This is a genomic window from Mycobacterium sp. NGS15 (genome assembly GCF_059813245.1).
Window position 1 is genome coordinate 455,136 of record NZ_JCALEF010000005.1, and the last position, 23,990, is coordinate 479,125.

Annotated in this window: 26 protein-coding genes; 11 read left to right on the forward strand and 15 right to left on the reverse strand. The window is 64.2% G+C overall.

Annotated features, from left to right (window positions below):
- The first annotated feature begins 46 nt into the window (after positions 1-46).
- Positions 47-1,453, forward strand: a complete 1,407-nt coding sequence (gene hflX / locus AC5Y5C_RS16780) for a GTPase HflX (RefSeq protein WP_499974204.1) — start codon at positions 47-49, stop codon at positions 1,451-1,453.
- On the opposite strand, the gene AC5Y5C_RS16785 is transcribed toward hflX, so the two are convergent.
- Positions 1,450-3,741, reverse strand: coding sequence for a molybdopterin-dependent oxidoreductase (locus tag AC5Y5C_RS16785; RefSeq protein WP_499974206.1), 2,292 nt, complete (start codon positions 3,739-3,741; stop codon positions 1,450-1,452). The two genes, hflX and AC5Y5C_RS16785, sit on opposite strands and share 4 nt — an antisense overlap.
- A 110-nt stretch (positions 3,742-3,851) precedes the next feature.
- On the opposite strand from AC5Y5C_RS16785, the gene AC5Y5C_RS16790 reads away from it, so the two are divergent.
- Positions 3,852-5,006: an acyl-CoA dehydrogenase family protein gene (locus tag AC5Y5C_RS16790; protein WP_499974208.1), complete on the forward strand. Its 1,155-nt coding sequence runs from the start codon at positions 3,852-3,854 to the stop codon at positions 5,004-5,006.
- Positions 5,007-5,012: 6 nt separating this feature from the next.
- Positions 5,013-5,558: a GNAT family N-acetyltransferase gene (locus AC5Y5C_RS16795; protein WP_499974210.1), complete on the forward strand. Its 546-nt coding sequence runs from the start codon at positions 5,013-5,015 to the stop codon at positions 5,556-5,558.
- On the opposite strand, the gene lexA is transcribed toward AC5Y5C_RS16795, so the two are convergent.
- A complete protein-coding gene (lexA, locus tag AC5Y5C_RS16800) occupies positions 5,555-6,229 on the reverse strand; it encodes a transcriptional repressor LexA (protein WP_499974212.1) in 675 nt (224 codons plus the stop codon). The genes AC5Y5C_RS16795 and lexA overlap by 4 nt on opposite strands.
- A 229-nt stretch (positions 6,230-6,458) precedes the next feature.
- Here lexA and AC5Y5C_RS16805 point away from each other — a divergent pair, with 229 nt between their 5' ends.
- Together AC5Y5C_RS16805 and nrdR are read left to right on the forward strand one after the other, a co-directional pair.
- Positions 6,459-6,968, forward strand: coding sequence for a LysM peptidoglycan-binding domain-containing protein (locus AC5Y5C_RS16805; RefSeq protein ID WP_499974214.1), 510 nt, complete (start codon positions 6,459-6,461; stop codon positions 6,966-6,968).
- A 130-nt stretch (positions 6,969-7,098) separates the two neighbouring features.
- Entirely contained in the window at positions 7,099-7,563 is a 465-nt protein-coding gene (nrdR, locus tag AC5Y5C_RS16810; RefSeq protein ID WP_030093814.1) for a transcriptional regulator NrdR, read from the forward strand.
- 24 nt (positions 7,564-7,587) lie between these two features.
- Here nrdR and AC5Y5C_RS16815 read toward each other — a convergent pair whose 3' ends face one another.
- The 4 genes from AC5Y5C_RS16815 to sthA form a co-directional block, all read right to left on the reverse strand.
- On the reverse strand, positions 7,588-8,271 hold the full coding sequence (locus AC5Y5C_RS16815; RefSeq protein ID WP_499974217.1) for a PhzF family phenazine biosynthesis protein: 684 nt from the start codon (positions 8,269-8,271) through the stop codon (positions 7,588-7,590).
- Positions 8,272-8,356: 85 nt separating this feature from the next.
- On the reverse strand, positions 8,357-9,328 hold the full coding sequence (locus AC5Y5C_RS16820; protein ID WP_499974657.1) for an alpha/beta fold hydrolase: 972 nt from the start codon (positions 9,326-9,328) through the stop codon (positions 8,357-8,359).
- 156 nt (positions 9,329-9,484) lie between these two features.
- The gene (locus AC5Y5C_RS16825) at positions 9,485-10,468 is read right to left on the reverse strand and encodes a proteasome assembly chaperone family protein (RefSeq protein ID WP_499974219.1); all 984 of its coding nucleotides are present in this window, start codon (positions 10,466-10,468) and stop codon (positions 9,485-9,487) included.
- A 145-nt stretch (positions 10,469-10,613) separates the two neighbouring features.
- Entirely contained in the window at positions 10,614-12,062 is a 1,449-nt protein-coding gene (sthA, locus tag AC5Y5C_RS16830) for a Si-specific NAD(P)(+) transhydrogenase (RefSeq protein WP_499974221.1), read from the reverse strand.
- Positions 12,063-12,185: 123 nt separating this feature from the next.
- Here sthA and AC5Y5C_RS16835 point away from each other — a divergent pair, with 123 nt between their 5' ends.
- Positions 12,186-12,920 carry a hypothetical protein gene (locus tag AC5Y5C_RS16835; protein ID WP_499974222.1) on the forward strand — a complete coding sequence of 245 codons (735 nt, stop codon included), beginning with the start codon at positions 12,186-12,188 and terminating at the stop codon, positions 12,918-12,920.
- A 33-nt stretch (positions 12,921-12,953) separates the two neighbouring features.
- Here AC5Y5C_RS16835 and AC5Y5C_RS16840 read toward each other — a convergent pair whose 3' ends face one another.
- Together AC5Y5C_RS16840 and AC5Y5C_RS16845 are read right to left on the reverse strand one after the other, a co-directional pair.
- Entirely contained in the window at positions 12,954-14,066 is a 1,113-nt protein-coding gene (locus AC5Y5C_RS16840) for an alanine/ornithine racemase family PLP-dependent enzyme (RefSeq protein WP_499974224.1), read from the reverse strand.
- Entirely contained in the window at positions 14,063-15,169 is a 1,107-nt protein-coding gene (locus AC5Y5C_RS16845) for an N-acetyltransferase DgcN family protein (protein WP_499974225.1), read from the reverse strand. The genes AC5Y5C_RS16840 and AC5Y5C_RS16845 overlap by 4 nt, the downstream gene beginning before the upstream one ends.
- A 344-nt stretch (positions 15,170-15,513) precedes the next feature.
- Here AC5Y5C_RS16845 and AC5Y5C_RS16850 point away from each other — a divergent pair, with 344 nt between their 5' ends.
- A complete protein-coding gene (locus tag AC5Y5C_RS16850; protein WP_499974227.1) occupies positions 15,514-16,572 on the forward strand; it encodes a DUF4192 domain-containing protein in 1,059 nt (352 codons plus the stop codon).
- Here AC5Y5C_RS16850 and AC5Y5C_RS16855 read toward each other — a convergent pair.
- The 3 genes from AC5Y5C_RS16855 to AC5Y5C_RS16865 form a co-directional block, all read right to left on the reverse strand.
- A complete protein-coding gene (locus tag AC5Y5C_RS16855) occupies positions 16,569-17,255 on the reverse strand; it encodes an iron-dependent transcriptional repressor DtxR (protein WP_499974228.1) in 687 nt (228 codons plus the stop codon). The two genes, AC5Y5C_RS16850 and AC5Y5C_RS16855, sit on opposite strands and share 4 nt — an antisense overlap.
- Before the next feature lie 101 nt (positions 17,256-17,356).
- Entirely contained in the window at positions 17,357-18,328 is a 972-nt protein-coding gene (locus AC5Y5C_RS16860; RefSeq protein ID WP_499974229.1) for a sigma-70 family RNA polymerase sigma factor, read from the reverse strand.
- Positions 18,329-18,475: 147 nt separating this feature from the next.
- Complete coding sequence (locus AC5Y5C_RS16865; protein WP_499974231.1) at positions 18,476-18,868, reverse strand: DUF3099 domain-containing protein; 393 nt, start codon at positions 18,866-18,868, stop codon at positions 18,476-18,478.
- A gap of 25 nt (positions 18,869-18,893) precedes the next feature.
- On the opposite strand from AC5Y5C_RS16865, the gene AC5Y5C_RS16870 reads away from it, so the two are divergent.
- Positions 18,894-19,130: a DUF3039 domain-containing protein gene (locus AC5Y5C_RS16870; protein WP_078304143.1), complete on the forward strand. Its 237-nt coding sequence runs from the start codon at positions 18,894-18,896 to the stop codon at positions 19,128-19,130.
- Here the strand turns inward: AC5Y5C_RS16870 and AC5Y5C_RS16875 are convergent.
- Together AC5Y5C_RS16875 and AC5Y5C_RS16880 are read right to left on the reverse strand one after the other, a co-directional pair.
- The gene (locus AC5Y5C_RS16875) at positions 19,127-20,101 is read right to left on the reverse strand and encodes a YihY/virulence factor BrkB family protein (RefSeq protein ID WP_499974233.1); all 975 of its coding nucleotides are present in this window, start codon (positions 20,099-20,101) and stop codon (positions 19,127-19,129) included. The two genes, AC5Y5C_RS16870 and AC5Y5C_RS16875, sit on opposite strands and share 4 nt — an antisense overlap.
- Before the next feature lie 62 nt (positions 20,102-20,163).
- Positions 20,164-20,358 carry a DUF7455 domain-containing protein gene (locus AC5Y5C_RS16880; protein WP_499974236.1) on the reverse strand — a complete coding sequence of 65 codons (195 nt, stop codon included), beginning with the start codon at positions 20,356-20,358 and terminating at the stop codon, positions 20,164-20,166.
- A gap of 206 nt (positions 20,359-20,564) precedes the next feature.
- On the opposite strand from AC5Y5C_RS16880, the gene AC5Y5C_RS16885 reads away from it, so the two are divergent.
- From AC5Y5C_RS16885 to AC5Y5C_RS16895, 3 genes are all read left to right on the forward strand, one after another.
- Positions 20,565-20,942: a DUF952 domain-containing protein gene (locus AC5Y5C_RS16885; RefSeq protein WP_499974240.1), complete on the forward strand. Its 378-nt coding sequence runs from the start codon at positions 20,565-20,567 to the stop codon at positions 20,940-20,942.
- Between the two features lie 62 nt (positions 20,943-21,004).
- On the forward strand, positions 21,005-21,901 hold the full coding sequence (locus AC5Y5C_RS16890) for an MbnB/TglH/ChrH family RiPP precursor modification enzyme (RefSeq protein WP_499974242.1): 897 nt from the start codon (positions 21,005-21,007) through the stop codon (positions 21,899-21,901).
- A complete protein-coding gene (locus AC5Y5C_RS16895; RefSeq protein ID WP_499974245.1) occupies positions 21,894-22,322 on the forward strand; it encodes an SCO6045 C-terminal-like domain-containing protein in 429 nt (142 codons plus the stop codon). Before AC5Y5C_RS16890 ends, AC5Y5C_RS16895 begins: the two co-directional genes overlap by 8 nt.
- A 253-nt stretch (positions 22,323-22,575) precedes the next feature.
- Here AC5Y5C_RS16895 and AC5Y5C_RS16900 read toward each other — a convergent pair whose 3' ends face one another.
- A complete protein-coding gene (locus AC5Y5C_RS16900) occupies positions 22,576-23,238 on the reverse strand; it encodes a sterol desaturase family protein (RefSeq protein ID WP_499974250.1) in 663 nt (220 codons plus the stop codon).
- The gene (locus tag AC5Y5C_RS16905; RefSeq protein ID WP_499974254.1) at positions 23,235-23,963 is read right to left on the reverse strand and encodes a FadR/GntR family transcriptional regulator; all 729 of its coding nucleotides are present in this window, start codon (positions 23,961-23,963) and stop codon (positions 23,235-23,237) included. The genes AC5Y5C_RS16900 and AC5Y5C_RS16905 overlap by 4 nt, the downstream gene beginning before the upstream one ends.
- Between the last annotated feature and the right edge of the window lie 27 nt (positions 23,964-23,990).

Consider the following 23,990-nt stretch of genomic DNA (forward strand, 5'->3'; position numbering starts at 1 on the left):
ATCAGTGCGCGATGAGCGACGTGCGCGAAGAGCAGACAGCAGAGACATGAATTCGACATCCTTTCCGACACCCACCGACGGCGAACTTGCCCTCGAAGACCGCGCCGCACTTAAACGTGTGGCGGGGCTCTCCACCGAACTCGCCGACGTCACCGAGGTTGAGTACCGGCAGCTGCGCTTGGAACGGGTTGTGCTGGTAGGGGTCTGGACCGACGGAACCTCGCATGAGGCCGACGTCAGCATGGCTGAACTGGCGGCGCTCGCCGAGACCGCCGGGTCCGAGGTGCTCGAAGCGTTGATTCAACGCCGTCAAAAACCTGATCCGGCAACATATATCGGATCTGGCAAGGCGATCGAGCTGCGTGAGATCGTGTTGGCCACCGGTGCCGACACCGTGATCTGCGACGGTGAACTCAGCCCGGCGCAGCTGGTAGCGCTCGAGAGGGCGGTGAAGGTCAAGGTCATCGACCGCACCGCGCTGATTCTGGATATCTTCGCCCAGCACGCCACCAGCCGCGAAGGCAAGGCACAGGTGTCCCTGGCGCAGATGGAGTACATGCTGCCGAGGCTGCGTGGCTGGGGTGAATCGATGTCGCGCCAGGCCGGTGGCCGTGCCGGCGGCGCCGGGGGCGGTGTGGGTACTCGTGGCCCCGGTGAGACGAAGATCGAGACGGACCGGCGCCGGATCCGCGAACGCATGTCCAAGCTGCGTCGTGAGATCCGTGAAATGAAAACGGTTCGTGACACCAAGCGCAGCCGTCGACTCGAGAGCGATGCTCCGTCGATTGCCATCGTCGGCTACACCAACGCCGGTAAGTCGAGCCTGCTGAACGCGATCACCGGCGCTGGGGTACTGGTTCAGGATGCGCTGTTCGCCACGCTCGAACCGACGACGCGACGCGGAACATTTGATGACGGACGCGAATTCGTCATCACCGATACCGTCGGTTTCGTGCGGCACCTGCCCACCCAGTTGGTGGAGTCCTTTCGGTCCACTCTGGAAGAGGTGGCTGACGCGGACCTGCTCGTCCACGTGGTGGATGGCTCAGATTTGGCGCCGCTGGCCCAGATCGAGGCGGTGCGCGCGGTGATCAGCGACGTCATCGCCGACAGTTTGGGTAACACAAGCTCGTCGTCTCCAGAATTATTGGTGATCAACAAGATCGACGCGGCCGGTGATCTTGCTTTGGCGCAGCTGCGTCGCGCGCTGCCCAAGGCGCTGTTCGTGTCGGCGCACACCGGTGACGGGATCTCCCAGCTCCGGGAGGCCATTGCCGAGACGGTGCCTCGCGCAGACGTGCCCGTCGACGTGGTCATCCCTTATGACCGCGGTGAACTGGTGGCCCGAATCCATACCGAGGGTCAGGTGCACTCCACCGAACATCTGGCAGAAGGCACGCGTGTAGTGGGCCGGGTGCCTCGGGCGCTGGCCGCGCTCCTCGCCGGGCTCTAATCGTGCGGAACGATCCGCGGCGGGATGTGCGCCCGGATCGGAGGCGGTGATCCCTCGAACCGCTCGATCTGCACCAGCACGTGCTGACCGGTGCAGCCCTGTGCCAAGGACGAGGTTCCCGAGTCGTCGGTGAGGACATTGGGATTGCCATGTGCGCAGGCCGAATCCGGATCAGAAGGATCGATCGGGTCGTACCACGCGCCGGTGGCCAGCTGTACCACCTGGCGCCGTACGCCCTCGTCGAGAACCGCCCCGGCCAGGCAGGCACCGCGGTCGTTGAACACCCGCACCACGTCGCCGTCGCCGATGCCACGCTCGGCGGCGTCGGCCGGATGTATGCGGATGGGTTCGCGTCCCTGCACCTTCGAGGCCTGGCTGGTGGCGCCGAAATCGAGCTGGCTGTGCAGCCTGGTCCGCGGCTGATTGGCGATCAGGTGCAGCGGGAAGTCTTGGGCGCGTTCGCCGTTCAGCCATTCCACCGGTTCGTACCACTGCGGGTGTCCACCGCAGTCGGCGTATCCAAAACCGTCGATGGTTTCCGAGAAGATCTCGATGCGCCCGCTCGGAGTGTGTAGCGGGTGCGCGTCTGGGTTTTCGCGGAAGTCGGACAGCAGAGTCAGACCGGGATCGGTCGGCAACTGCAGATAGCCCTGCTCCCAGAAATCGTCGAAGGATGGCACCGCGAAATCGCGGGCGCCGGCCCATTCGGTGTAGATGTGGCGTAGCCACTGCGCGGCGGTGCGTCCCTCGGAGAACTGCTCGCCGAACCCGAGCCTCTCGGCGAGCGCCGAGAATGTCGTGTAGTCATCGCGCGAGTTGGCGTAGGGCGGTGCTGCGGCCTTCATCGCCACCAGCAGTGGGTCGTTGCGGCTTCCGGAGAAGTCGTCGCGTTCCAGGCTGGTGGTAGACGGCACCACGATATCGGCGTGCTTGGCCATCGGCGTCCACACCGGATCGTGGACCACAACGGTGTCGACGCGTGCCAGCGCGCGGCGCAGTCGCGGCAGGTTCTGATGGTGGTGAAACGGATTGCCACCCGCCCAGTAGACGCATTTGATGTCCGGCAGAGTGAGGATCTGACCGTTGTAGGCGAGTGTTTCGCCGGGCCGCAGCAGCAGCTCACTGATGGCCGCCACCGGGATGAACGTCTCGACCGGGTTGGGGCCCTGGGGGAAGGTCGGCAGTGGGCAGCTGACCGGCGCCAGCCCGGCCTCGTTCATCGAGCCATAGCCGTGGCCGAAACCGCCTCCGGGAAGACCGATCTGGCCGAGCATCGCAGCCAGGGTGAGCCCCATCCACGGGGCCTGTTCGCCGTGGCGCACCCGCTGCAGCGACCAGCTGACCGTCACCAGAGTGCGTCCGGCCGCCATGCGCCGCGCCAGCGTACGCAGCTCGTCAGCGTCCAGGGCGCTGATGCTTGCTGCCCATTCCGGGGTCTTGGGCACACCGTCGTCGACGCCCAGGAGATAGCGCTCGAACCGTTCGTAACCGGTGCAGTAGGTGCGTAAGAAGGCCAAATTCGCGAGACCTTCACTGGCCAGCACATGGGCCAGAGCGAGCATGACCGCGACATCGGTCCCAGGAACGGGCGCGTGCCACTCGCATTCGCCGTCGATGTCATCGCGCAACGGGCTGAATGACACGATGCGCCCACCGCGGGCGCGGAACCTGTCGAGGGCATCACGAGCCGGATGCGCGGTGGTGCCGCCATGGTTGACACCAGTGTTCTTCAGGGCGATTCCGCCGAACGAGACCAGTAGATCGGTGTTCTCGACGATGACGTCCCATGACGTCGACCTCTTGAACAGCTCGTCGTGGGTGCCGACGACGTGCGGCATGATGACCCCGGTTGCACCCAGGCTGTACGAATGACGTGAAAAGGTGCACCCACCAAGCAGTTTCAGGAAACGGTGCACCTGACTCTGGGCGTGGTGGAATCGTCCGGCACTGGCCCAGCCGTACGAGCCTCCGTAGATGGCTTCATTGCCGTGGGTGTCGGCGATGCGGCGCAGTTCATCGGCCAGCAGTTCGGTGAGCTCGTCCCAGGACACCTCGACGTACTCGTCGGCGCCACGCGCTGTGCTGGGGCCGGGTCCGTCTCGCAGCCAGCCGCGCCGTACGGATGGCGCGGTCACGCGGGCCGGGTGGCGGATCGATCCGGGAATGTTCTGCAGCAGTGGGGAGGGGTCCAGATCGGTCGGGATGGGTGTGACGCCAATCACTTCGCCGTCGTGGACCTCGGGGGTAAATGCGCCCCAGTGAGTGTGGGAAAGCGCCAGCTTGGTCACCCCAGTCAGCCTAGGCTTTCTGTCCGTCGAAACCCGGTAGGCGAGTATCGACCGACCAGTGGGTTGGTATACATTCTGCCGAGTACGTAAATCCAAACCGGAAGGTGATCATGGCCGGCGCCGTTAAGTTCAAACGCACCATTTTCGAACCCGAGCACGAACTGTTCCGTGAGTCGTTCAAGACCTTCCTGGAACGGCACGCCGAGCCGTACCGGGAGGAATGGGACGAGAACAAGATCGTCGACCGCTCTCTCTGGGTCGAGGCGGGCAAACAGGGCTTCCTGGGCACTGACATGCCCGAGGAGTTCGGCGGCGGTGGACTCGTCGATTTCCGCTACAACGCCATCATCGGCGAAGAGATCACCAAGGCTCGCCAGTCGGGTATCGGTTTCACTCTGCACAACGATGTCGCTGGTCCATACTTCCGGGATCTGGCCAACGACGAGCAGAAGGCTCGCTGGTTCCCCGGCTTCTGTTCCGGTGAGTTGATCACCGCCATCGCCATGACCGAGCCGGGCACCGGAAGTGACCTGCAGGGCATCAAGACCCGCGCGGTCAAGGACGGCGATCATTACATTCTCAATGGGTCCAAGACCTTCATCACCAACGGCATTAACGCAGACCTGGTCATCGTGGTCGCCCAGACCGATCCTGAGAAGGGCGCGCTGGGCTTCAGCCTCATCGTCGTGGAGCGTGGCATGGAGGGCTTTGAGCGCGGCCGCAAGCTCGACAAGATGGGCCTGGACGCACAGGACACCGCCGAGCTGTCCTTCACCGATGTCCGGGTGCCCGCTGCCAACATCCTCGGTGAAGAGGGCCAGGGCTTCATCTACCTCATGCAGAACCTGCCCCAGGAGCGCATGTCCATTGCCGTCGTAGCGGCCGCGGCGATGGAAACCATGCTTGAGTCGACAATCCAGTACACATCCGAGCGTAAGGCGTTCGGCAAGCCGATCAAGAGTTTCCAGAACAGCCGCTTTGTGCTGGCCGAGCTCGCCACCGATGCCACGATGATCCGGATCATGGTCGACCAGTTCATCACGCTGCTCAACAAGAAGGAACTGAGCGTCGAGCAGGCCGCGATGGCCAAGTGGTACAGCACCGAGAAGCAGGTTCACCTGATCGACCGCTGCCTGCAGCTGCACGGTGGGTATGGCTTCATGCGCGAGTACCCGGTTGCCCGGGCGTACATGGACTCGCGTATCCAGACGATCTACGGCGGAACCACCGAGATCATGAAGGAGATCATCGGGCGCTCGCTCTAGCGCCTCATGATCATTCGCGACGCAGCCGCCGATGACGCGGCTGCCTGTGCGGCAATCTACGCGCCGTATGTCACGGATACGGCCATCTCGTTCGAGGAGGTGCCGCCGTCGGATGCCGTTCTGGCCGAACGCATCCAGACGGCGGCGCACCGCCATGCCTGGCTGGTCGCCGACGACTCCGGAGAGATTCTGGGGTATGCCTATGCGGTGCCGTGGAAGTCACGCACCGCATACCAGTGGGCGTGTGAGGTCAGTGTGTATGTGGACGGTACGCGCCGGCAGCGCGGCGCCGGCCGACAGTTGTACACGGCATTACTGGACCGGCTGCGCTCTCTCGGTTATCGCACGGTGCTGGCCGTCGTCGTAGTTCCCAATGCGCCGAGTGAAAAGCTGCATCGGGCAATGGGATTCGAGCAGGTCGCGCTCTACCGGCGGATCGGTTACAAGTTGGGCAGCTGGCACGACGTGGCGCATTTCCAGCTGTTTTTGCCGTCCCTGGACGGCGGGGCAGAGGACGAGAGTGCTCCCGGGCCGCCGCCAGGTGACGGCTAGATCTTGCGGAGGACGGTGACGACCTTGCCGAGGATGGCGGCGTCGTTGCCCGGGATCGGCTCGAACAGTGGATTGTGTGGCATCAGCCAGACCTGACCGGCGGTCCGTTTGAATGTCTTGACGGTCGCTTCGCCGTCGATCATCGCCGCAACGATGTCGCCGTTATCGGCAACGTTCTGCTGGCGGACCACTACCCAGTCGCCATCGCAGATCGCGGCGTCGATCATCGATTCGCCGACCACCTTCAGTAGGAATAGTGACCCCTCGCCGACGAGCTCGCGGGGGAGCGGGAACACATCCTCGACGGCCTCCTCGGCCAGGATGGGACCACCGGCGGCAATTCGTCCCAGGACGGGTACGAACGTGGGCTCCGGAAGGTCGCCGGAGCCAACCACGTCGGTGGTGGCCGATGGGCCGCGGGAATCATCCATTCCTCGAACATCAACGGCGCGTGGACGATTCGGATCGCGCCGCAGGAAACCCTTCTGTTCGAGAGTGCGTAGTTGATGGGCGACCGACGATGTCGAGGTTAGCCCGACGGCGTCTCCGATTTCGCGGATGCTCGGGGGATAGCCCCGCTCATTCACCGACGCGCGGATGACCTCCAGGATGGTCCGCTGGCGCTCGGTCAGTGAACCGGTGGCGGGTCCCTTGCTGGGTGTATCGCTCATGGGCCCGAATCTAGACCTGTCGACGACATTTATCAAACATGTGTTCGATGCGTGTCGCAAATAGCGCCTGATGGGCTGGTGGTGGATCAGATTTATGCAGCTCAGAGCCACTTGTCGGTGGCGGATGCTACAAATCGATCACATGTTCGGACATCGAACACATGATCGAGTACATTCGAACATAAGAGCGAACGGGCCTCCCGATCGACAGGACAGGAAGGGCACACAGATGAGCACAAACGTTCTCACCACGCCGCGTTCTCGCGCTGCCGAGTACGCGTCACGCGATTACGCCCCGCAGGCACGTGCCTATAGCGCGGAGTACCCGCTGACTCAGCGTCGGGCGCTACCGGTGCGCACCGTCGCCTACCGGAGGCCTGCCGGCCGGCCGGTCGCGTACAGGGGCACCGGGATCCGACTCTCGGTAGTGCCGCATCGGGTGCATCGCCGTCGTCCGGTGAGCCTGAAGGCGACCATTGTCGTCTCGGTGGGTGCCGCGGTGGCGACAATGTGGCTGCTGATGCTTGGCCAGGTCAGCGCTGCCGGAATGGGGGGAGTTGGCGTGCCGGATCGCGTTGCGGTCGTCCAGGTCGCTCCCGGAGAGACTCTGGCCGACGTGGCGTCGCGTGTCGCGCCGGATGCCCCGCGCTCGGCGGTGGTGTCCAAGATCCGTGAACTCAACGAACTTGACTCGGCGACAGTACAAGCCGGTCAGACGCTGGTTTCCCCCGTCGGCTGATCGGCGGACGGACGTGACCTTCGAACGTGTGGGAGCACGGGTATCCTCAAGACCGGTCTGGGCGCGCTGCACTGTGCGGCAACCCGCTCAGCCCAGTGACTTGGAGTCCAGAACCGGCGAAGGAGCAGTAATGCACTGTCCGTTCTGCCGCCATCCTGACTCACGCGTTGTCGATTCTCGTGAAGCGGATGAGGGTCAGGCGATACGTCGGCGGCGATCGTGTCCGGAGTGCGGCCGTCGTTTCACCACTGTGGAAACCGCGGTGCTGGCCGTTGTGAAACGCAGTGGTGTTACCGAGCCCTTCAGTCGGGACAAGGTCATCAAGGGTGTGCGCCGGGCTTGTCAGGGCCGCGACGTCGACGACGATGCGCTGAATCTGCTTGCCCAGCAGGTCGAAGATGCGGTCCGGGCCGCCGGGTCACCAGAGATTCCCAGTAATGAGGTGGGTCTGGCTATTCTCGGCCCGCTGCGCGATCTGGACGAGGTCGCATATTTGCGCTTCGCCTCGGTGTATCGCGGATTCAGCTCCGCCGAGGACTTTGAACGCGAGATCGCCGCATTGCGCGCGCATCGGGACGCGCCGACTGGATCCTGACCCCAGGTCGAGGGTCACGCGGTGCTAGCTCAACGTCAGCGATTGATCGGCGACGACATGGCCACCGATCGTCACCCAGCCCTCCGGGCTCCACTGCGTAAGAATCTGCGATCCCTTGCCCTGATTGACGATCAGGTCACGGCTCAACAAGTCGGTCATCCGTGCCGCGACAGACCCGGTCGCTTCGTCCTCGTTGACGCCCAGGTCGAAGGCAAACACCCGTGATCGCACCAGGTTTGCGTTGCGGTCCTGCCACGCCCATACGCAATGCAGCAGTTCGTCCGTGTAGTCGGAGGGATCGGCGGCGTCCACATCGCCGGGGGAGTCCAGCTCGTGGAAATCGGTCTCCGGGGCCCAATCGGACCGGGCTCGTATCCACGTGCGGTCGTCATAACTGACCTGGAGTACGCCCGCGGGAACTTGAAGGGTGTTGACCGGTGTCCCGCGTTCGCGTAGCCACCACGCCAATCCCACCGTCGGATGTCCGGCGAAGGGCAGTTCGGAGGCCGGGGTGAAAATCCGCAGGTGTGCGGTGTTGGACCCTTCGGCAGGGAGGTCGACGAAAACCGTCTCGCTGAAACCTAGCCGGGTGGCGATCTCTTGGCGGTCCGCCGCGGCAACGTCGGTACCGTTGACGATTCCCAGAGGATTTCCGAAGTTGCCTGTCTCGTCGGTGAATACGCGCACAACCGCGACATCAACGCTCATTCCCCGACTCTACGTCCCTCGGGCGCTGCGCACTCGGGTACCCCGTGAATTGCGCAAACCTCTGATAGCGCTTGAGCTCTCGTGGCTAGGTGGCGCTGCGCTCGTCCGTGCCCATGGCATCGAGCACCGCCATCCGCGTGCGCGCGGCGCCGCTGATCGTGCCCTCGGTCACCCCGGTGCGCAACAATCGGCGCAATTCATCCTCGTCGTATTCGGCGGGCTTGGTGGAGGCGATGAATTGGCGAACGACGGCGATGAATCGTTCGGGGTCGTCATGGAACGGGAAATGTCCGGAGCGGTCGAAGATCTCCAATGTTGCCCCGGGCATCGCGGCGTGTGCCAGATGGCCATGGCTAACGGGGATCACCAGATCATCGCTGCCCCAGATGAGCTGCACAGGAACAGATTCGGTCAAATAACATCGGTCCAGCATGGTCACCACCTGGCCGCGCCAATCCACCACGGCGCGCAGTGTCCGGGTGAATGCGGCCGAGGCCCGGGGTTCGGGTAGATCGGCGAGAACGCGCAGAACATCGGGGATGTCGCGGGCCATTCCTGCTCTTCCCAGCGTCGCGCGTGCTACCGCGCCGCCGAGCCGGATCATCGGCATGGCCAGCGGTAGCCGTAGCAGCCCAATTGCATCTCCGACGAAGGGCAATGATGCGCAACGCAATACGATGTTGACATCCTTGGTTACCCCGCCCGGCGAGACCAGGATGAGCCGTTCGACCAGATGGGGGAACTGGTAGGTGAATTGCATCGCGACGCCGCCGCCCAGCGAGTGCCCGACCACGGTGACTTTCTCGATGTCCAGGACGGCCAGCAAGTCCCGCATCCCGTTGGCGTAGGCCGCCACCGAATAGTCGGCGCGCGGTTTGTCAGACTGCCCATGGCCCAGTAGGTCCGGGGCGATCACGGTGAAATGCTCGGCGAGCCGTGCATGCACGCTGTCCCAGGTGGCCGAGTTATCGCCGATCCCGTGGATCAGCAGCAGCGCAGGTCCTGATCCCGCAATCCTGAAGGCGCGTCGGTAACCGTGGATGGTGCGGAACGCCATCCGGGGCCGCGTTGTCGTATTGGTAGCGGGTTGGGCTGTGTCGTCACCGTCGGCGTGCTCGGTATCCGGCACCGGACGCAGGAGCCGCGGTGGTGGATTCATGTGGAGTATTTTGACCCGTCGCGGCAAATATTGCGCGGCGAGCGCATAACCGGGTCAGAGAATCGGGCCGTCCGTGGGCGGGTCTTCACCGAACTTGGCCTGTTCGGCGAGGAATCTCTCGAATTCTCCGGCCAGCTCGTCGCCGCTCGGCAACTCCTCGTCGCGTGCCAACAACGAACGGTTCTCCTGCGCCGAGACAAAGGCGTCGTATTGGCGTTCGAGCGCATGGACCACCTGCGTCACTTCCTCGCTACCGTCCACCTGATCGTTGATCTGGTTACGCACCTTGGCGGCAGCCTCGGTGAGCTCCTGCAACGGAAGGTCCAGCTCGCCGGTCCTTGCGACTTCTTCCAGCAGGCGTTGCGAGGCCTCCGGGTAGTCGGTCTGCGCCAGGTAGTGCGGCACGTGGACGGCGAAGCCGATGACCTCGTGACCATGCTGGGCTAGCCGGAATTCCAACAGGTTGGATGCGCTACCCGGCACCTGAACCTCATCGATCCAGCCGGGATGTTCATCGAGCGTCTTGCGGTCGTTGCCATGGGCGGTCAGGGTGAGGGGGCGAGTATGCGGAACCGCCATCGGAATTGCACCCAGTCCAATCGTTTTACGCACACCCAGCTGCTCGGCAAGGAGCCTGATCGCAGTGACGAACCGTTCCCACTTCAGATCTGGCTCAAGCCCGGCCAGCAGCAGGAACGGTGTGCCCTTGGTGTCTTTGAGCGCGTACAGGTTGAGCTCGGGGGTGGCGTATTCGGTGAAGTGATCGCTCTTGAACGTCATCACCGGCCGGCGAGATCGGTAGTCGAGCAGATCGTCGATGGCGAAGGAGGCAACGAGCTCGCTCTGCAACGTCTCACGCAGATGCGCTGCGGCCAGCTTCACGGCGTGGCCGGAGTCGGAGAAGCCTTGCAACGCGTGCACCAGAACTGGGCCGCGGCCGTCAGCGGATGCCAGCTGCGGACCCGGGAACTCCAACTCGTACATGCCGCTCTGATCCGGTCTGTACGGCTGCTGCTCTCCGTCATTACTGCTTGCCATGTTCGCCTCCCTTCGCCCTCGTCCCACCAGTGTCCCTTACCGGCAGGCAAACGGCGAATGCACCTAACCGTCTCAACGGCCCAGGCGGGATGCTAATTCCGGTTTCTTCAGGAGGACGGGCGCTATTCGCTCAACGCGAAATCTCTCAGGCCTTGAACTGGTTGAGCGCGCGAATCTTGTTCATCACGTCGAGTGCGGCAACCTTGTAGGCCTCGGAGAACGTCGGGTAGTTGAAAACCGCATCGACCAGGTATTCGACGGTGCCGCCGCAGCCCATGACGGCCTGTCCGATATGAACCAGGTCGGTGGCATCAGAGCCGAATATGTGTACCCCGAGCAGCGTGAGGTCCTCGGTGGACACCAGCAGCTTGAGCATGCCGTAGGAATCCCCGGCGATCTGGCCGCGCGCCAGCTCGCGGTACCGCGAGACGCCCACCTCATAGGGGATGGCGTTCTTGGTGAGTTCAACCTCGGTGGCGCCCACATAGGACACCTCGGGAATCGAGTAGATGCCGATGGGCTGCAGGTCGGTCATGCCCTTCGACGGCTCGCCGAACGCATGGTAGGCGGCCAGGCGGCCCTGGTCCATCGAGGTCGCTGCCAACGCCGGGAAACCGATCACGTCGCCCACCGCGTAGATGTGATCGACCTTGGTCTGAAAGTTCGCGTCGACCCAGATTCGGCCACGGTTGTCGGCCTCCAGCCCTGCCTGGGTGAGGTCCAGCTGATCGGTCTGGCCCTGCCGCCCCGCGGAGTACATCACGGTATCCGCGGGGATCTGCTTGCCGCTGGCCAATGTGGTCATGGTGCCGGAGTCATTGACGTCGACGGTGGTCACCTCCTCGCCGAAGCGGAACGTCACCGCCAAGTCCCTCAGATGAAAGCGAAGGGCCTCGACGACTTCGGGATCACAGAAGTCGAGCATCGAGTCGCGTTTTTCCACCACGGTCACCTTGGTGCCCAGGGCGGCGAACATGGAGGCGTACTCGATTCCGATGACGCCCGCGCCGACCACGACCATCGACCCCGGGATGAAACGCAGGTCCAGGATGCCGTCCGAGTCGAGGACGCGCCGCTCGTCGAAGGCCACACCGGAAGGACGGGCGGGTTTCGTGCCGGTGGCCAGCACGACGTAATCGGCGTGCAAAGTGGTGCGCTCGCCGCGGGAGGGTTCCTCCACGATGACGGTGTGCGCATCGGCGAACCGCCCGATGCCGGTGATCAAATCGATGCGGTTACGCATCAGCTGGGCGCGCACCACCTCGATCTCCTTACGGATGACGTGCTCAGTGCGCGCCAGTAGGTCCTCCGGGGTGATGTTGGCCTTCACCCGGTAGCTCGCGCCGTACAGCTCGCGCTGGTTCATGCCGGTGAGGTACAGCACGGCCTCGCGCAGGGTCTTGGACGGGATCGTTCCGGTGTTGGTGCAGACACCGCCGAGCATGTTGTCGCGCTCGATCACCGCGACCGATTTACCCAGCTTTGCCGCCGCGATGGCGGCCTTCTGGCCGCCGGGACCGGAGCCGATGACGACGAGGTCATAGCTGGGCGTGTCGGCCCTGGATGAGCCGCTTGTGCGAAGGCCGTTGGTCATGGTTGTACTCATACGCCGATCCACCGAATCGTGCATGCCGTGCGTGTCACGACCACATGAACAGTTGTCCCCGCCGATTCTCGCGCGCGCCTCCTGGGGCCCTGGGTGTGCCGATGGCAGCATGTGACCGTGGCGGCATCGCGGCTGGTAGCGACGATAGTTGTGGCTGGATGCTGTGCGGCGTCAGCTCCCGCGTGCATGCGGGAGATCGACGGCTCAGCCGTCGAGGCATCAGGTGGTACATCGTCCCCGCTGACCGCCACCACGACAGCCCTTCAGGCGCCGACGGGGCCCGTGGGCCCGCTGCTACTGGCGCCTGCGGATTTCCCGCACCAGTACCCCGCCACCACGCTCGATCCGAATGCGGCCGGACTCGCGCTCCGCGATATCCGGGGTGTGCCCGACGGGGCGACGGTGGCCCCGAATACCTGCGCACCCGGACCCCTTCCGGCCGTGCCGCAGGACGCGGCGGTGGCGGTGGGCACCAACGAGTCCGATAGTTCGACCATCACGGTGGCGGTGCTTCGCGTGCCGCAGCCGCTGGCCACGTACAAGACCCAGTTGGAGCGCTGTACCTCGTTCACCTTCACCGGCCCGGGTCAGACCCCGAGCACGGTAACGGCTTCTCAGGCCGTTGCTCCGCCCATCAATGCCGATGATTCCGTTGCGGTCAATCAAACGGTGGCCCCGGCCGCGACGGGGAGCGGCACACAGACAACCTTGTCGCTCATCGCGCAGATTGCCGATATCCGAATCCAGGCCACTTACATGACTTTTCAGGGCATCGAACCCGATGCCGTGCTCCTGGATCAGGCCTTCACCGCGGCAGTACTGAAGGTGCACGACAACTTCCGCTGATAGTGGCTCCGGTGCAGTTGTATCTGTGCGGCGTTAGCGGGCGGTCGAGACCTGGATCGGTACGGGTACCTGGGGTGCGGAGGAAAGGCCTAGGTGCTCGATCTTGGTGACGAAGGGCGACGTCATGGCCCGCACGAGTGCGCCGTAGGCGACACCGAAGTGGATCTCGTCACCGACCGCGGCGGGGTGATCGCCGAGGTTCACTACCAGGTGATCGCTGCTCATCCCGAGGATCGTGATGCCCGCAGGTGGTTGTAGACCATCAGGGTCCACGTCCTGGCGACCGAGCGCCAGGATTGCTTGGTGCACGCTCCCGCTGCCGGTGCGGACTGGCGTCTCGCCGAAGGCCGCCTGGGCGCGGTCTCCCCAGGGTTGGGCCGGTTTCATGGCGACCTCGATGACCTCGGCGGTCAGGGTGAAGACATCCGTGTGCAGGCCGGGAAGTGGTGTTCGGTACAGCGGATCGACGCCGAGAAGGATGGCTTCGCCGAGTCGGAGCTCATCGATCCGGCCGACGTCGTGGGTGTGTAGCGCCCAGTTCAGGTTGGCCGAGTTGCCGCCCGAGACGATGTCGAGCGAGATCCCGTGCAGTGCCTCGATATCGTCCGCGAGCCCGGTGAGGATGCTCATGTTCTGGTCATCGGGCACGACACCGTTCTGGCAAGCGAGATTGGCGCCCAGCCCGGCGAGCCGGAGGGAGGAATGAGCGAGGACGGCCCGTACGGCTTCGGGGGCGTCGTCCAGTGCGATGCCCTCGCGTAAGTCACCGAGCTCGACCATGAGCACGACGGCATGCATCTGCTTCTGGTGGGACGCGGCCTGATCGAGCGCCGCCAGCACCACGGCCTCGGTGTTCAGACTGACGTCGGCGACGTCAACGACCTCTGCGACTTGGCTGAGCATGGGAGAGCGGATCAATGTGCGTAGCGGTGCTCGGTCGAGCCCGCTCAGCCGAACGAGGTTCGGCACCCGGGAATCACCGAGGCCGCGGGCGCCGCCACGCAGCATCGCCGCACCGATTCCCGGCGAGCCCAACACAGCCTTGGTGATCCCGGTCACCCGGATGCCCGCCGCGGCAAGCCGGTCAACCAGGATCCGGGTGTTCTGCTCGACCTTGTCGAGATCGGTTTCGATCCGAAGCGTCACGCCGGGGTGGTCGCGTCGGCTTTCCCTGCGAGCTTCGCCGCGAGCGCAGGGAAGGCCGTCAGCACCATGTCGACCAGATCCGACGCGGGGCGCGTCAGGGGGTCGGTGACCGGGACGCCTAGTTGCGCATGATGCTCGGCGATGGCCTTGCTCAGCTCGTCGTCGGTCATCTCTTCGTGGTTGATCGTGACCCCGATGACACGGGTGTCGGCGAATGCCTCGATCAGGGCGATCTCGCTGGCCGCGGTGGGCATCGCCACCATCGGGAAGTCGCCGAGGACTCTGCGCTTCGGGGCGTGCTGCACGATCACGCCGGCCGGTTGGCTGCCACGCAGAATGTGCGCCGAGGTGATGTACGCGGGGTGGCTGAGCGCGCCCTGGCCCTCGACCACGATCACATCGGGGTCCTCACCCTCGAACGCGGCGACAACCTGGTGCTCGACCTCACCCGAGCAGAACTGGGGGACCAGCGCATCCAGCGCGACGCCGTACTTCCCGCCCTGGATCAAGGTGGTCTGACCGGTGCCGACCATGACCGCGTTGATGCCGCGTGCGTTCAGCGCCTGGACCAGCAAGGTGGCGGTGGTGCGCTTGCCGATCGCCCCGTCCGTGCCGAGGATCGCGATCCTGGGGCAGGTGACGTTAAAGATCCGGCCGGAGAACAGATGCAGGTCGCGCTTGGCCTTCGGTTGGCGGACATCGGTGATGGTGACGCCGGCGATCACGGCGGCCGCCACGAACTCGGCGTCGTCGTTGAGGAACTCGTGCAGACCGTTGATGATGTGCATCCCGCGGGCGATGCCGTCGAGCAGAACGAGCCGCTGCTCGTTCGACAGCAGGCCGTCGGCAGGCGCCAGCCCACAGATCAGATAGTCGGGCACACGGCCGGCATGCGCGATGGACTCGGCGAGCGATGCCAGCACCGGGATGCCGTTCGCGGCGTCGTCGAGGAATTTCCCGGCATCTACTCCGGCCCGGACGCTATCGATGACGCTGAGGATCTCGTACTTCTCCGAGTGCCTGACCAGGCCGTTGGCGGTCTTCCCGTCCTGCTCGCCGAACTGGCCCTCGCAGTAGACGACCGCGGTGGAACCAGTAGGCATCGGGAAGGGAGCTGCCAGAAGGACCCCTGCGCTCCGTTCGGACGCATCGAGAAAGGGGGTATCGCTTGCGAGTGAAGACATAAGATCCTCTGAGAAGTCTCAGAGAAGGCGACGGGATCGAGGCGGGGCGGTAAACCCAACGTCCAGCGAGTGGTCTGCCCTGAGGGTCGGCAAGATTACCGACGTGTTAATAGTACCCGATCTGTAATGACCGGGCCTGTTTCCGTCGGCGGACATGGGCATCTTGTCCACAATTGCGGCGGTATCCACAGATCCCCGGCCGCACGTTCACAATGCGAGGTCGCCGTCGGTGCGGTGACGGTCCTCGCTGTCACGGTGCGGGCATGACATCGCTGATTCCCGGGACCCCTGGTCGCCCCGACTTTCGATTGAACCGGCCCTCGGCTCTGATCGCCGCACTACCGGCGATGCTGGGGTTCATTCCCGAAGACTCCCTCGTCGTCGTCACGCTCGCCAATGGGCTGGTCGAGGCGATACTGCGCCGGGATCTGGACGACCTGGACGACGCTGATAACGCGGCGCTCGAGGTACTGGCCGAGGTGTTGAGTCCCGGGCCGGCCGAGGCGGCGATCGCGGTGGTCATCAGCGCGGACATGGACGAGCGGGATTCCGGCGACATCATTCGCCGGCTGGCTAAACATCTTGAGCATCAAGGTATTTCGTTGATCGCCGGCCATACCGTGGACCGGGTCGGCCTGGAAGGATGGTGGCGCTGCTATGACGGATGCGGTGCCGGCGGGCCCGTAGATGATCCGGAGTGCTCGCCGCTGACCGCGGCCGCGGTACTGGCGGGCAGGACCGTACATCGCCGCCGCGAGGACCTCGTGGCGCTGATCGCGCCCACCGACACTCGCCGCACCTGCGCGCTGGCTGCCTCCTTGCGGCGCCCCTCTCAGGGGCGGGCCGACAATGCCACGGCCGACCGGCGCGCCGTGAATCGAGTGATGCGGGCGGCGTGCCGGATGGCGGAATTGCGTCCGCTCTCGAACCGCGAGTTGCTTGCCATCGCTCGCTCTCTGACGGTCGTACGCGTTCGAGACACGGTGTGTGCCTTGGCTGTCGGCGCGCTGGCCGATGATGCGGAACGGCTGTGGCTGGCGCTGAGCCGACTACTGCCTGCTCCCTGGCGTGCAGAAGCGTTGGTGTTGTTTGGCTTTAGCGCTTATGTGCGGGGCGACGGTCCGCTGGCGGGTGTGTCGCTGGAGGCCGCGCTCACGGTCGAGCCGGATCATCGCCTGGGGCAGCTGCTGATGTCCGCGTTGCGCGCCGGCATGCGCCCCGATGAGATTCGTACCCTTGCCGATACCGGTTTCCGGCTCGCTCATGAGTTGGAAATCAGCCTTCCGCCCAGGAGCATCGAGCGATCGGGACGAGTGTGCTAGACCTTCTCCACCATGACGGCATGGGCCATCTCATGCGGCAACTCGACACTTTCGTGACCGGGAATGACGATGATGACGCCCTCGGGGGAGGACTCCACGGTGACGCGGGCATTCGGCACGATGCCGGCGTCCTTGAGACGCGTCAGCAGATCGGTATCGGCCTGGACGTGCTCGGCCAGACGGCGCACCACCACGGCAACCTGTGAGCCACCGGCGATCTCGGTGAGCCGCACCGCGCTGGCGCTCTCGGACCGGTCGTTGGCGACACCCAGCTCGGACAGGCCGGGAATGGGGTTGCCGAACGGTGAGGTGGTGGGGTTGTTGAGCACTGTGAGCAGCCGACGCTCGACGTCCTCGCTCATGACGTGCTCCCAGCGGCACGCCTCGGCGTGTACGTCCTCCCACGGCAGTCCGATGATGTCGACCAACAGGCACTCGGCGAGCCGGTGCTTGCGCATTACCGAGACCGCGAGGGCGCGGCCCTTATCGGTGAGTTCAAGGTGGCGATCTCCGGCGACGTTCAGCAGGCCGTCGCGCTCCATCCGCGCCACCGTCTGGCTGACGGTCGGGCCGCTCTGCTCAAGCCGTTCGGCGATACGGGCACGCAGCGGCACCACGCCCTCTTCTTCAAGGTCGTAGATCGTCCGCAGATACATTTCTGTCGTATCGACAAGATCGTTCACTACTCGCCCCTTACGGTCGTGCTCAGTCTACCGACCTACAACGCAAATCGGGGCGCTGCGCTTCCGGAACGCAGCGCCCCGAGGGCAGGGTAGTAGGTCAACTAGCTCGCGTACGAACGCAGGCGCTCCGCGCGGTCGCCGTGGCGCAGTTTCGTCATGACCTCGCGCTCGATCTGACGCACCCGTTCGCGAGACAGTCCGAATAGCTTGCCGATCTGATCCAGTGTGCGGGCCTGTCCGTCATCAAGTCCATACCGGAGCCGGATGACCTGCTGCTCACGCTCGTCGAGAGTGGACAGCACGCTGCGCACGTCCGAGTGCAACAGCTCGGCGATGACGGCATTCTCCGCGGACATGGCCTCGGTATCCTCGATGAAGTCACCCAGAGGTGCTTCCTCGTCGGTGCCGACCGGCATGTCCAGGCTCACCGGATCCCGGCTGTGGTCCAGCAGATCTCCGATCTTCTCCACGGGAATGCCGGACTCCTCCGACAGTTCTTCGTCGCTGGCCTCACGGCCGAGCCGCTGGTGCAGTTCGCGCTTGATACGGGCCAGCTTGTTCACCTGCTCCACCAAGTGCACGGGAAGGCGGATGGTGCGGCTCTGATCGGCCATGCCGCGGGTAATGGCTTGGCGAATCCACCAGGTGGCGTAGGTCGAGAACTTGAATCCCTTGGCGTAGTCGAACTTCTCCATCGCGCGGATCAAGCCCAAGTTGCCCTCCTGAATGAGGTCGAGCAGCGGCATACCGCGACCGGTGTAGCGCTTGGCGAGGGAGACGACCAGGCGCAGGTTGGCCTCCAGCAGGTGGCTGCGTGCCGCGCTGCCTTCGCGCGCGATGGCGGCCAGGTCCTTCTTGCGGGCCTCACCGAGGCGTTTCTTGGTGTTCAGAAGATGTTGGGCGTACAGCCCCGCCTCGATCCGTTTGGCGAGCTCGACTTCGTCCTCCGCGGTCAGCAGCGCAGTCTTGCCGATGCCGTTCAAATACACCCGCACAAGGTCCGCGGCTGGACTCTGGGCGTCCAGATCCTCGGACTCGATGGTACGAGCCGGACGGGTGGTGGCGTTTGCCATCGCTGCCTCCTAGTTGATCCGTAAGTCTCATGTGTTGCAACGCTTGGTTGGCCCAGAAAGTTCCTGAGGTTCCCAAACGACGCGGTCACTGACCTGCGGATTCGCCGTCGGCAGCTGAGAATGTCCTGAGAATTGACATAGCTGTCCCTAAGACGGGCCAGCTGACCCTTCCGGCGGGGTGGGCGGTAGCGGCGGAGGAGTGGGATCAATCGCTCTGCGCTCAGCCGTGGGAAACAGCGAGTGACGATGTTCCTGGGGTCCGTACCGGCGTGGCTCCTCGGCCTTGCGGGCAGGGCGATCGTTAGCGATGAGCACCGCCATCCAGGGCAGAGGGATCGATGCTGCCAAGATCGCCAGCGAGATCCACCCGTTGTGCCACACGCTGTAGGCCCAGGCGGCGCCCAGAAGCGCCGGAAACCGGAACGCCATCAGCGTCAAATAGCGGCGTACCCGGGCGCGGTGCTGTTCTTCGACCGAGACCGCGGCCGCCGTGATGAGTATGGGGTGGCCGTCGTCATCGAACGACAGCTCTTTTCTCATATCTCCACAATGTCACAATGTAGGGATGGACACGCAGACGATCGAGCGTCCGGACACCACCGTCGACGAGAGCACAGACAGTGATACGCCGAAGGTCTTTCACTACGTCAAGAAGGACAAGATCGTGGAGAGCGCCGTCATGGGAAACCATGTGGTCGCCCTCTGCGGTGAGGTTTTCCCTGTTACCCGGTCCGCCAAGCCCGGCTCTCCGGTGTGCCCGGACTGCAAGCGCATCTACGAAATGATGAAGAAGGGCGACTAGCGGCCCTCGGCTGTCCTGTCGGGAGTGGCCTCGTCAGAGCCGTTGTCGGCACCGTTCTGACCGTTTTGTGGGCTCAGCCATTCCCGCAGCTGACGGGCGTGCGTCGCCCCGGCGGGCCAGTGTTCCTCGATGGCGGCGTTCAGTTCGGCTCCCAGCACGATCGCGAAGCCGAGCATGAACGCGAACAGCAGGAACGCGATGGGGGTGGCCAACGCGCCGTAGGTGTATCCGGTCCGCGTGATCCAGTTCAGGTAGAACCGCAACCCCAGACTGGCGATCACAAAGAACGTCACCGCCAGCAGCGCGCCGATCAACAAACGGTGTGACGGCAGCGGTTTGGGTAGAGCTACCCGGTACAGCAGCGTCACCAGGGCGACCAGCGCGATACCCAGCAGAGGGAAGTAGCCGTACCGCAACAGCGCGTTCCACGAGTCGGGTACTACCTCGGCGATCCGCTTGGGTCCGAGGGCGATCACCGGCAATGTCACCACCGCCATCGCCAGCGCGGCGACGTATAGGCCCAGCGCAAAGAACCGCTGACGAACGGGGTGCCGCAGCGGTGTCTGATCGTGTGCCTCGACGATGGAGTCCACGAAGCTCGATATCGCCGAGGAGCCCGCCCACAGCGAGATGACGAATCCGATGGACACCACCTCGCCACGCCCGTCACGCATGATGTCGATGATCGTGGGTTCGATGATCTCGGCGACCACGCTCTTGCTGAAAACGCTGTTGGCCACCCGCAGGAGTCGCTCTTGGATCTCGGGCAGCGTGTCCGGTCCGAACAGCGGCCCGACGAACGTCAAGCTCCCCAGGATGCCCAATAGCAGAGGTGGTAGCGATAGCACCTGCCAAAAAGCGGCTTGGGCCGACTGCGCGAAAATCGAGTCGTCCCAACTCTTTACAGCGGTACGACGCATCACGTGCAAGACGTCTCGACCTGTCGAAACATGGCGTGGCTTCTCACTCATGGCCACACCAGCATTCCTGATGGGATGGTCAGCGGTCGTTACCGGGGGTGAAACCGCGGTGACTAATCCTCGACGGAGGAGCTGATGTACAGCACGGCCGACATGGCGCTGAGCTTCTCGGAGTGCTCATTGGCATGATGCTGGCAAAAAAGCAGCTCGGCTCCGGACGGGAGTGTGGCGCGGACCCGGGCAGCCGCTCCGCAACGATCGCAGCGGTCAGCCTTCGTCAGCTCTGGACTGGTCAGAGTTGCGTACATGGCTCCTCCGTATCTCTCCTGAGCTTTGCGGTCCGGTGAACCGCTCGGCGCCTATGTATGTACTTTGTCAGACGTTTGGGGGGTTTCGGTTGTTCCCCATGTGTGTCCGGTGTGTCGCGGCTCACGTCCGGGGCGTTACAGGGCTGAGGGCGGCCGATGAGACCCCACACGTGCAGCTTGGGTGAAGAGGATCAGATACTGGTGTGATGCAGTCGATGGTGCCGGGCGAAGCCGAACTCGTTCACATCTGTTCCGTCGAGGAGTGGGCGTTGGCACGCGAACAGGGGGAACATCGGCCCACGTCACTGGAAGAAACGGGATTCATTCACCTTTCTGCGCCGTACCAGGTTCACCTTCCGGCCAACCGCTTGTATCGCGGGCGGTGTGATCTGGTCGTATTGTCTGTTGCCTCGAATCTGCTCGACTCTCCGGTACGTTGGGAACCAGGTGTGCCCAGCGACCCTGAATCGATGCTGTTTCCTCACTTGTACGGACCGCTGCCGATTGCCGCAGTTACTTCTGCGGCGAGTTTCCGGCCGGGACCGGACGGCTATTTTAAGCCGCTGGCACCTAGCACTTCCTAAGCTATCAACGTGGTAGCTAGACTGGCTTAACTCGTCGGTCTTGAGATAAGGGGGTAACCGCGGTGGCCTCTTCAAATCACCCGCTTACGACCGTGTTGGCCGACGAGCCCGTAGTCGGTGCCTCATGGCGTCCCGAGCTTGCTGCCATGTTCAACCAGGGTGCCGTCACCGACGACACCCTCAGCCTCGCCTTCACCGAGATCGTCGCTGAGAATTTTCGCCCCGGACAGCTGCCCGCCGAACTGATGCGCCTTCGTGAGTCGGGCACCGTTGTCGTGCCGCACGGCGTGTCTCTGGGCCTCGCCGGGGCCGATCTGCCCGACGCCAAGCGCGTGAAGCACCTGGCCGCTCTGGCCGCGGAGCTGAACGCTCCGATGGTCAGCGAGCATGTGGCGTTTGTGCGGGCCGGCTTTGAGAACGGGCGGCACAGCGGTGTGCTCGAGGCGGGTCACCTGGTAGCTCCTCCGCGCACCACATTGGCCCTGGATGTCCTGGTGGACAACGTGTCTCGCGTTCAGGATGATCTCGGGGTGCCGTTGGCGCTGGAGAACGTGGCCACCACCCTGCAGTGGCCCGAAAACGAACTCAGCGAGCCCGACTACCTGCGTGAGCTTGCCCGGCGCACCGGCTGCTGGCTGGTGCTCGATGTCGCGAACCTTTACGCGACTGCGGTGGCCTCGGGGACCGACCCTGTCGCGCTACTGCGCCGTTTCCCCGTTGAGCGCGTCGCATACGTGCACATCGCGGGTGGCCGGTTCGAGGGGGATCTGTACTGGGATACCCATTCCGACACCATCATCGATCCGGTGGCCGATCTGCTGACCGAGCTCGTGGTGCTCACCGCCGGCCGCGCCCTGGGTGTGCTCATCGAGCGTGACGGGTCGATCGACGAAGCTAGTGTGAGCGCCGATCTTTCGGTGGTGCGGCAGGCGATCAAGGCGGGTGTTGTGCATGCTTGACAACCGCGAGATGCTGCGGCGCCGTCAGCTGTCGGTGCTCTCGGACCTGCTTGCCGGTAATGCCCCGTCGGGATTCGACGAATACACGGCGCTGACCGCGGGTGCGCAGCTGCGGATCAAGCGACGCTTCGACATGGCCAAGGCGGTGCCGTGGCTCGCGGAGATGCCCAACTGGGAGCACGAGTTCGAGCGGTACGCGCGGGTGCACGCGATGCGGTGCTGCGTACTATGCGACGCCAAGGAATTCCGCGAGTACGCCTATGAGCTCCCACATCTGCGCGACTGGATGATGGATCGTGAGGTCGCCGAGGGGCTTCGTCGTATCGCCCTGGTGCGTCGCGGTGGCCGTCGGGAGCTTCAAATCGCATTTGGAAAGAAGTTGCGGTACTTCGCATTACGGCCGGAGCGGGCTGACGCGTGACCGTCGCCATCATCGTCATCGTGGCGGTGATAGTCACGCTGATCGGCGTAGCCATTTTTGTCGTGTCAGCCAGTTCCGGAAGCCGGCCACGCAGCGGGGATGGTTCCTCGAGTAGCGGATATACCGGCTACTCGGGTAGCGGCTGTGGCGGCGGCAGCAGCGACTCCGGCAGTGGCCATAGCGGCTGCGGCAGCGGCTCGAGCGGTTGTGGCGGGGGCAGCAGCTGCGGTGGCGGAAGCTGTGGCGGCGGAAGTTAGCCGGTTATGCTGGGAGCGTGCAGATTTCGCACCGTAGGCGACGACCGCACCTGTTGTGGATCCGGGTACGTTCCTAATAGGCGGTCGGCGGTCCCCGAGCTGGTGACGGTGAACCAGTAGTTCTCATTCTTGAAATGGTGGTACCGGTGGTTTCGCCAGACCGCCCGATAGATCGCGTGACGCGGTTTGTAATCGGTATGGACGAGGTAGTGCGTCCACTCGTAGAACATCAGGAACAACGCCACGGTGAGCGCGAACGTGAGCCCAAGTCCGGTGCGCGGGAATGCGAACAGCGCGGCCAGGGTCAATCCGGTGATCACCACGACCAGGCTTGGCCACGGGATGAACACCAGCGGGATATCCCGCGGATCCTGATGATGCAGACGGTGGTCGCGGGCCAGGCGCGAGTCGAGTTTCACCGGCCCCACCGAGCGCGGGCGCCAATGCAGGATCCCGACATGGATCAGCCATTCGGCGAAAGGGGAGATGACCACGAGTGCAATGGGCGTGATGGCATCGTCGATTGTCCAGCCGCCCAACGTGATTCGAGCTCCTAGTAGTGTGGCAGACCATGCCAGAAGCATCCATGGGGTGGGGTGCTTGATGAATTCGGCAAGGGCATCGCGCAGCGTCATCCCCTTGCGGGTGGTGCGGGTCATTTCTGGCCCCCCATTTCGCGCAGGAGTTTGTCGAAGGCCTCGGTGCCCAAGGCCAGCATCGCGGCGGCCGCCTCTTGTGCCGCGTCGGGATCTAGCGCGGCAATGGCGTCGGCGAGTGCCCGGTAGTGGCCGATGTCTCCGACCTCAGCGGCCATGACATTGACGAGCACGTCCAGGGCCCGGACATATGAGTCGCGCATGGTGTTGAAGACCAGGCGGAAGGCAATCGAGTCGGCGGTGTCGATGACCAGTTCCCAGAACTCGAGTGCCTGCCACATCCGTTGTAAGGGATCGTTTTCCGACTCCAGCTCGGTCGTCATGGCGTGCAGGCGGTCGGCAACACCCGGGTTCTGTCCTGCCCGCTGCGCGGCCAATCGGGCCACCTGCGGGCCGATGATGGCACGAGCTTCGATGACGCTGGACAGGGTGCGGCGGTCCACATCGCCGCCATAGGCAAGCAGTAACGGCAGTACGTCGAAACCGGCGTTGCTGCGATAGTCCCGGATCACCGTCGACCCGCCCTGGCGGATGTGAATCAGGCCCGAACGCTCCATGCGGCCCAATGCTTCGCGGACCGCGGTGCGAGACACCCCGAGGGCCTCGGCAAGGGCTCGCTCACTGGGCAGGGTGTCGCCGGGAGTGCGGTCACCGGTCAGAACCTGCGCTGCGAGCTGACTGAATATCTCATCGGGTATCGACTGACGGGCGATCGGCTGCAGTGCCATGCCGCGACGGTAGCACCACGATTGGTA

Coding starts and splice junctions, on each gene's coding strand:
- hflX (WP_499974204.1), top strand. CDS start 47: ATGAATTCGACATCCTTTCCGACACCCACCGACGGCGAACTTGCCCTC.
- AC5Y5C_RS16790 (WP_499974208.1), top strand. CDS start 3,852: ATGGCCGGCGCCGTTAAGTTCAAACGCACCATTTTCGAACCCGAGCAC.
- AC5Y5C_RS16795 (WP_499974210.1), top strand. CDS start 5,013: ATGATCATTCGCGACGCAGCCGCCGATGACGCGGCTGCCTGTGCGGCA.
- lexA (WP_499974212.1), bottom strand. CDS start 6,229: ATGAGCGATACACCCAGCAAGGGACCCGCCACCGGTTCACTGACCGAG.
- AC5Y5C_RS16805 (WP_499974214.1), top strand. CDS start 6,459: ATGAGCACAAACGTTCTCACCACGCCGCGTTCTCGCGCTGCCGAGTAC.
- nrdR (WP_030093814.1), top strand. CDS start 7,099: ATGCACTGTCCGTTCTGCCGCCATCCTGACTCACGCGTTGTCGATTCT.
- AC5Y5C_RS16815 (WP_499974217.1), bottom strand. CDS start 8,271: ATGAGCGTTGATGTCGCGGTTGTGCGCGTATTCACCGACGAGACAGGC.
- AC5Y5C_RS16820 (WP_499974657.1), bottom strand. CDS start 9,328: ATGGCGTTCCGCACCATCCACGGTTACCGACGCGCCTTCAGGATTGCG.
- AC5Y5C_RS16825 (WP_499974219.1), bottom strand. CDS start 10,468: ATGGCAAGCAGTAATGACGGAGAGCAGCAGCCGTACAGACCGGATCAG.
- sthA (WP_499974221.1), bottom strand. CDS start 12,062: ATGACCAACGGCCTTCGCACAAGCGGCTCATCCAGGGCCGACACGCCC.
- AC5Y5C_RS16845 (WP_499974225.1), bottom strand. CDS start 15,169: ATGCCTACTGGTTCCACCGCGGTCGTCTACTGCGAGGGCCAGTTCGGC.
- AC5Y5C_RS16850 (WP_499974227.1), top strand. CDS start 15,514: ATGACATCGCTGATTCCCGGGACCCCTGGTCGCCCCGACTTTCGATTG.
- AC5Y5C_RS16860 (WP_499974229.1), bottom strand. CDS start 18,328: ATGGCAAACGCCACCACCCGTCCGGCTCGTACCATCGAGTCCGAGGAT.
- AC5Y5C_RS16865 (WP_499974231.1), bottom strand. CDS start 18,868: ATGAGAAAAGAGCTGTCGTTCGATGACGACGGCCACCCCATACTCATC.
- AC5Y5C_RS16870 (WP_078304143.1), top strand. CDS start 18,894: ATGGACACGCAGACGATCGAGCGTCCGGACACCACCGTCGACGAGAGC.
- AC5Y5C_RS16875 (WP_499974233.1), bottom strand. CDS start 20,101: ATGAGTGAGAAGCCACGCCATGTTTCGACAGGTCGAGACGTCTTGCAC.
- AC5Y5C_RS16880 (WP_499974236.1), bottom strand. CDS start 20,358: ATGTACGCAACTCTGACCAGTCCAGAGCTGACGAAGGCTGACCGCTGC.
- AC5Y5C_RS16885 (WP_499974240.1), top strand. CDS start 20,565: ATGCAGTCGATGGTGCCGGGCGAAGCCGAACTCGTTCACATCTGTTCC.
- AC5Y5C_RS16895 (WP_499974245.1), top strand. CDS start 21,894: ATGCTTGACAACCGCGAGATGCTGCGGCGCCGTCAGCTGTCGGTGCTC.
- AC5Y5C_RS16900 (WP_499974250.1), bottom strand. CDS start 23,238: ATGACCCGCACCACCCGCAAGGGGATGACGCTGCGCGATGCCCTTGCC.
- AC5Y5C_RS16905 (WP_499974254.1), bottom strand. CDS start 23,963: ATGGCACTGCAGCCGATCGCCCGTCAGTCGATACCCGATGAGATATTC.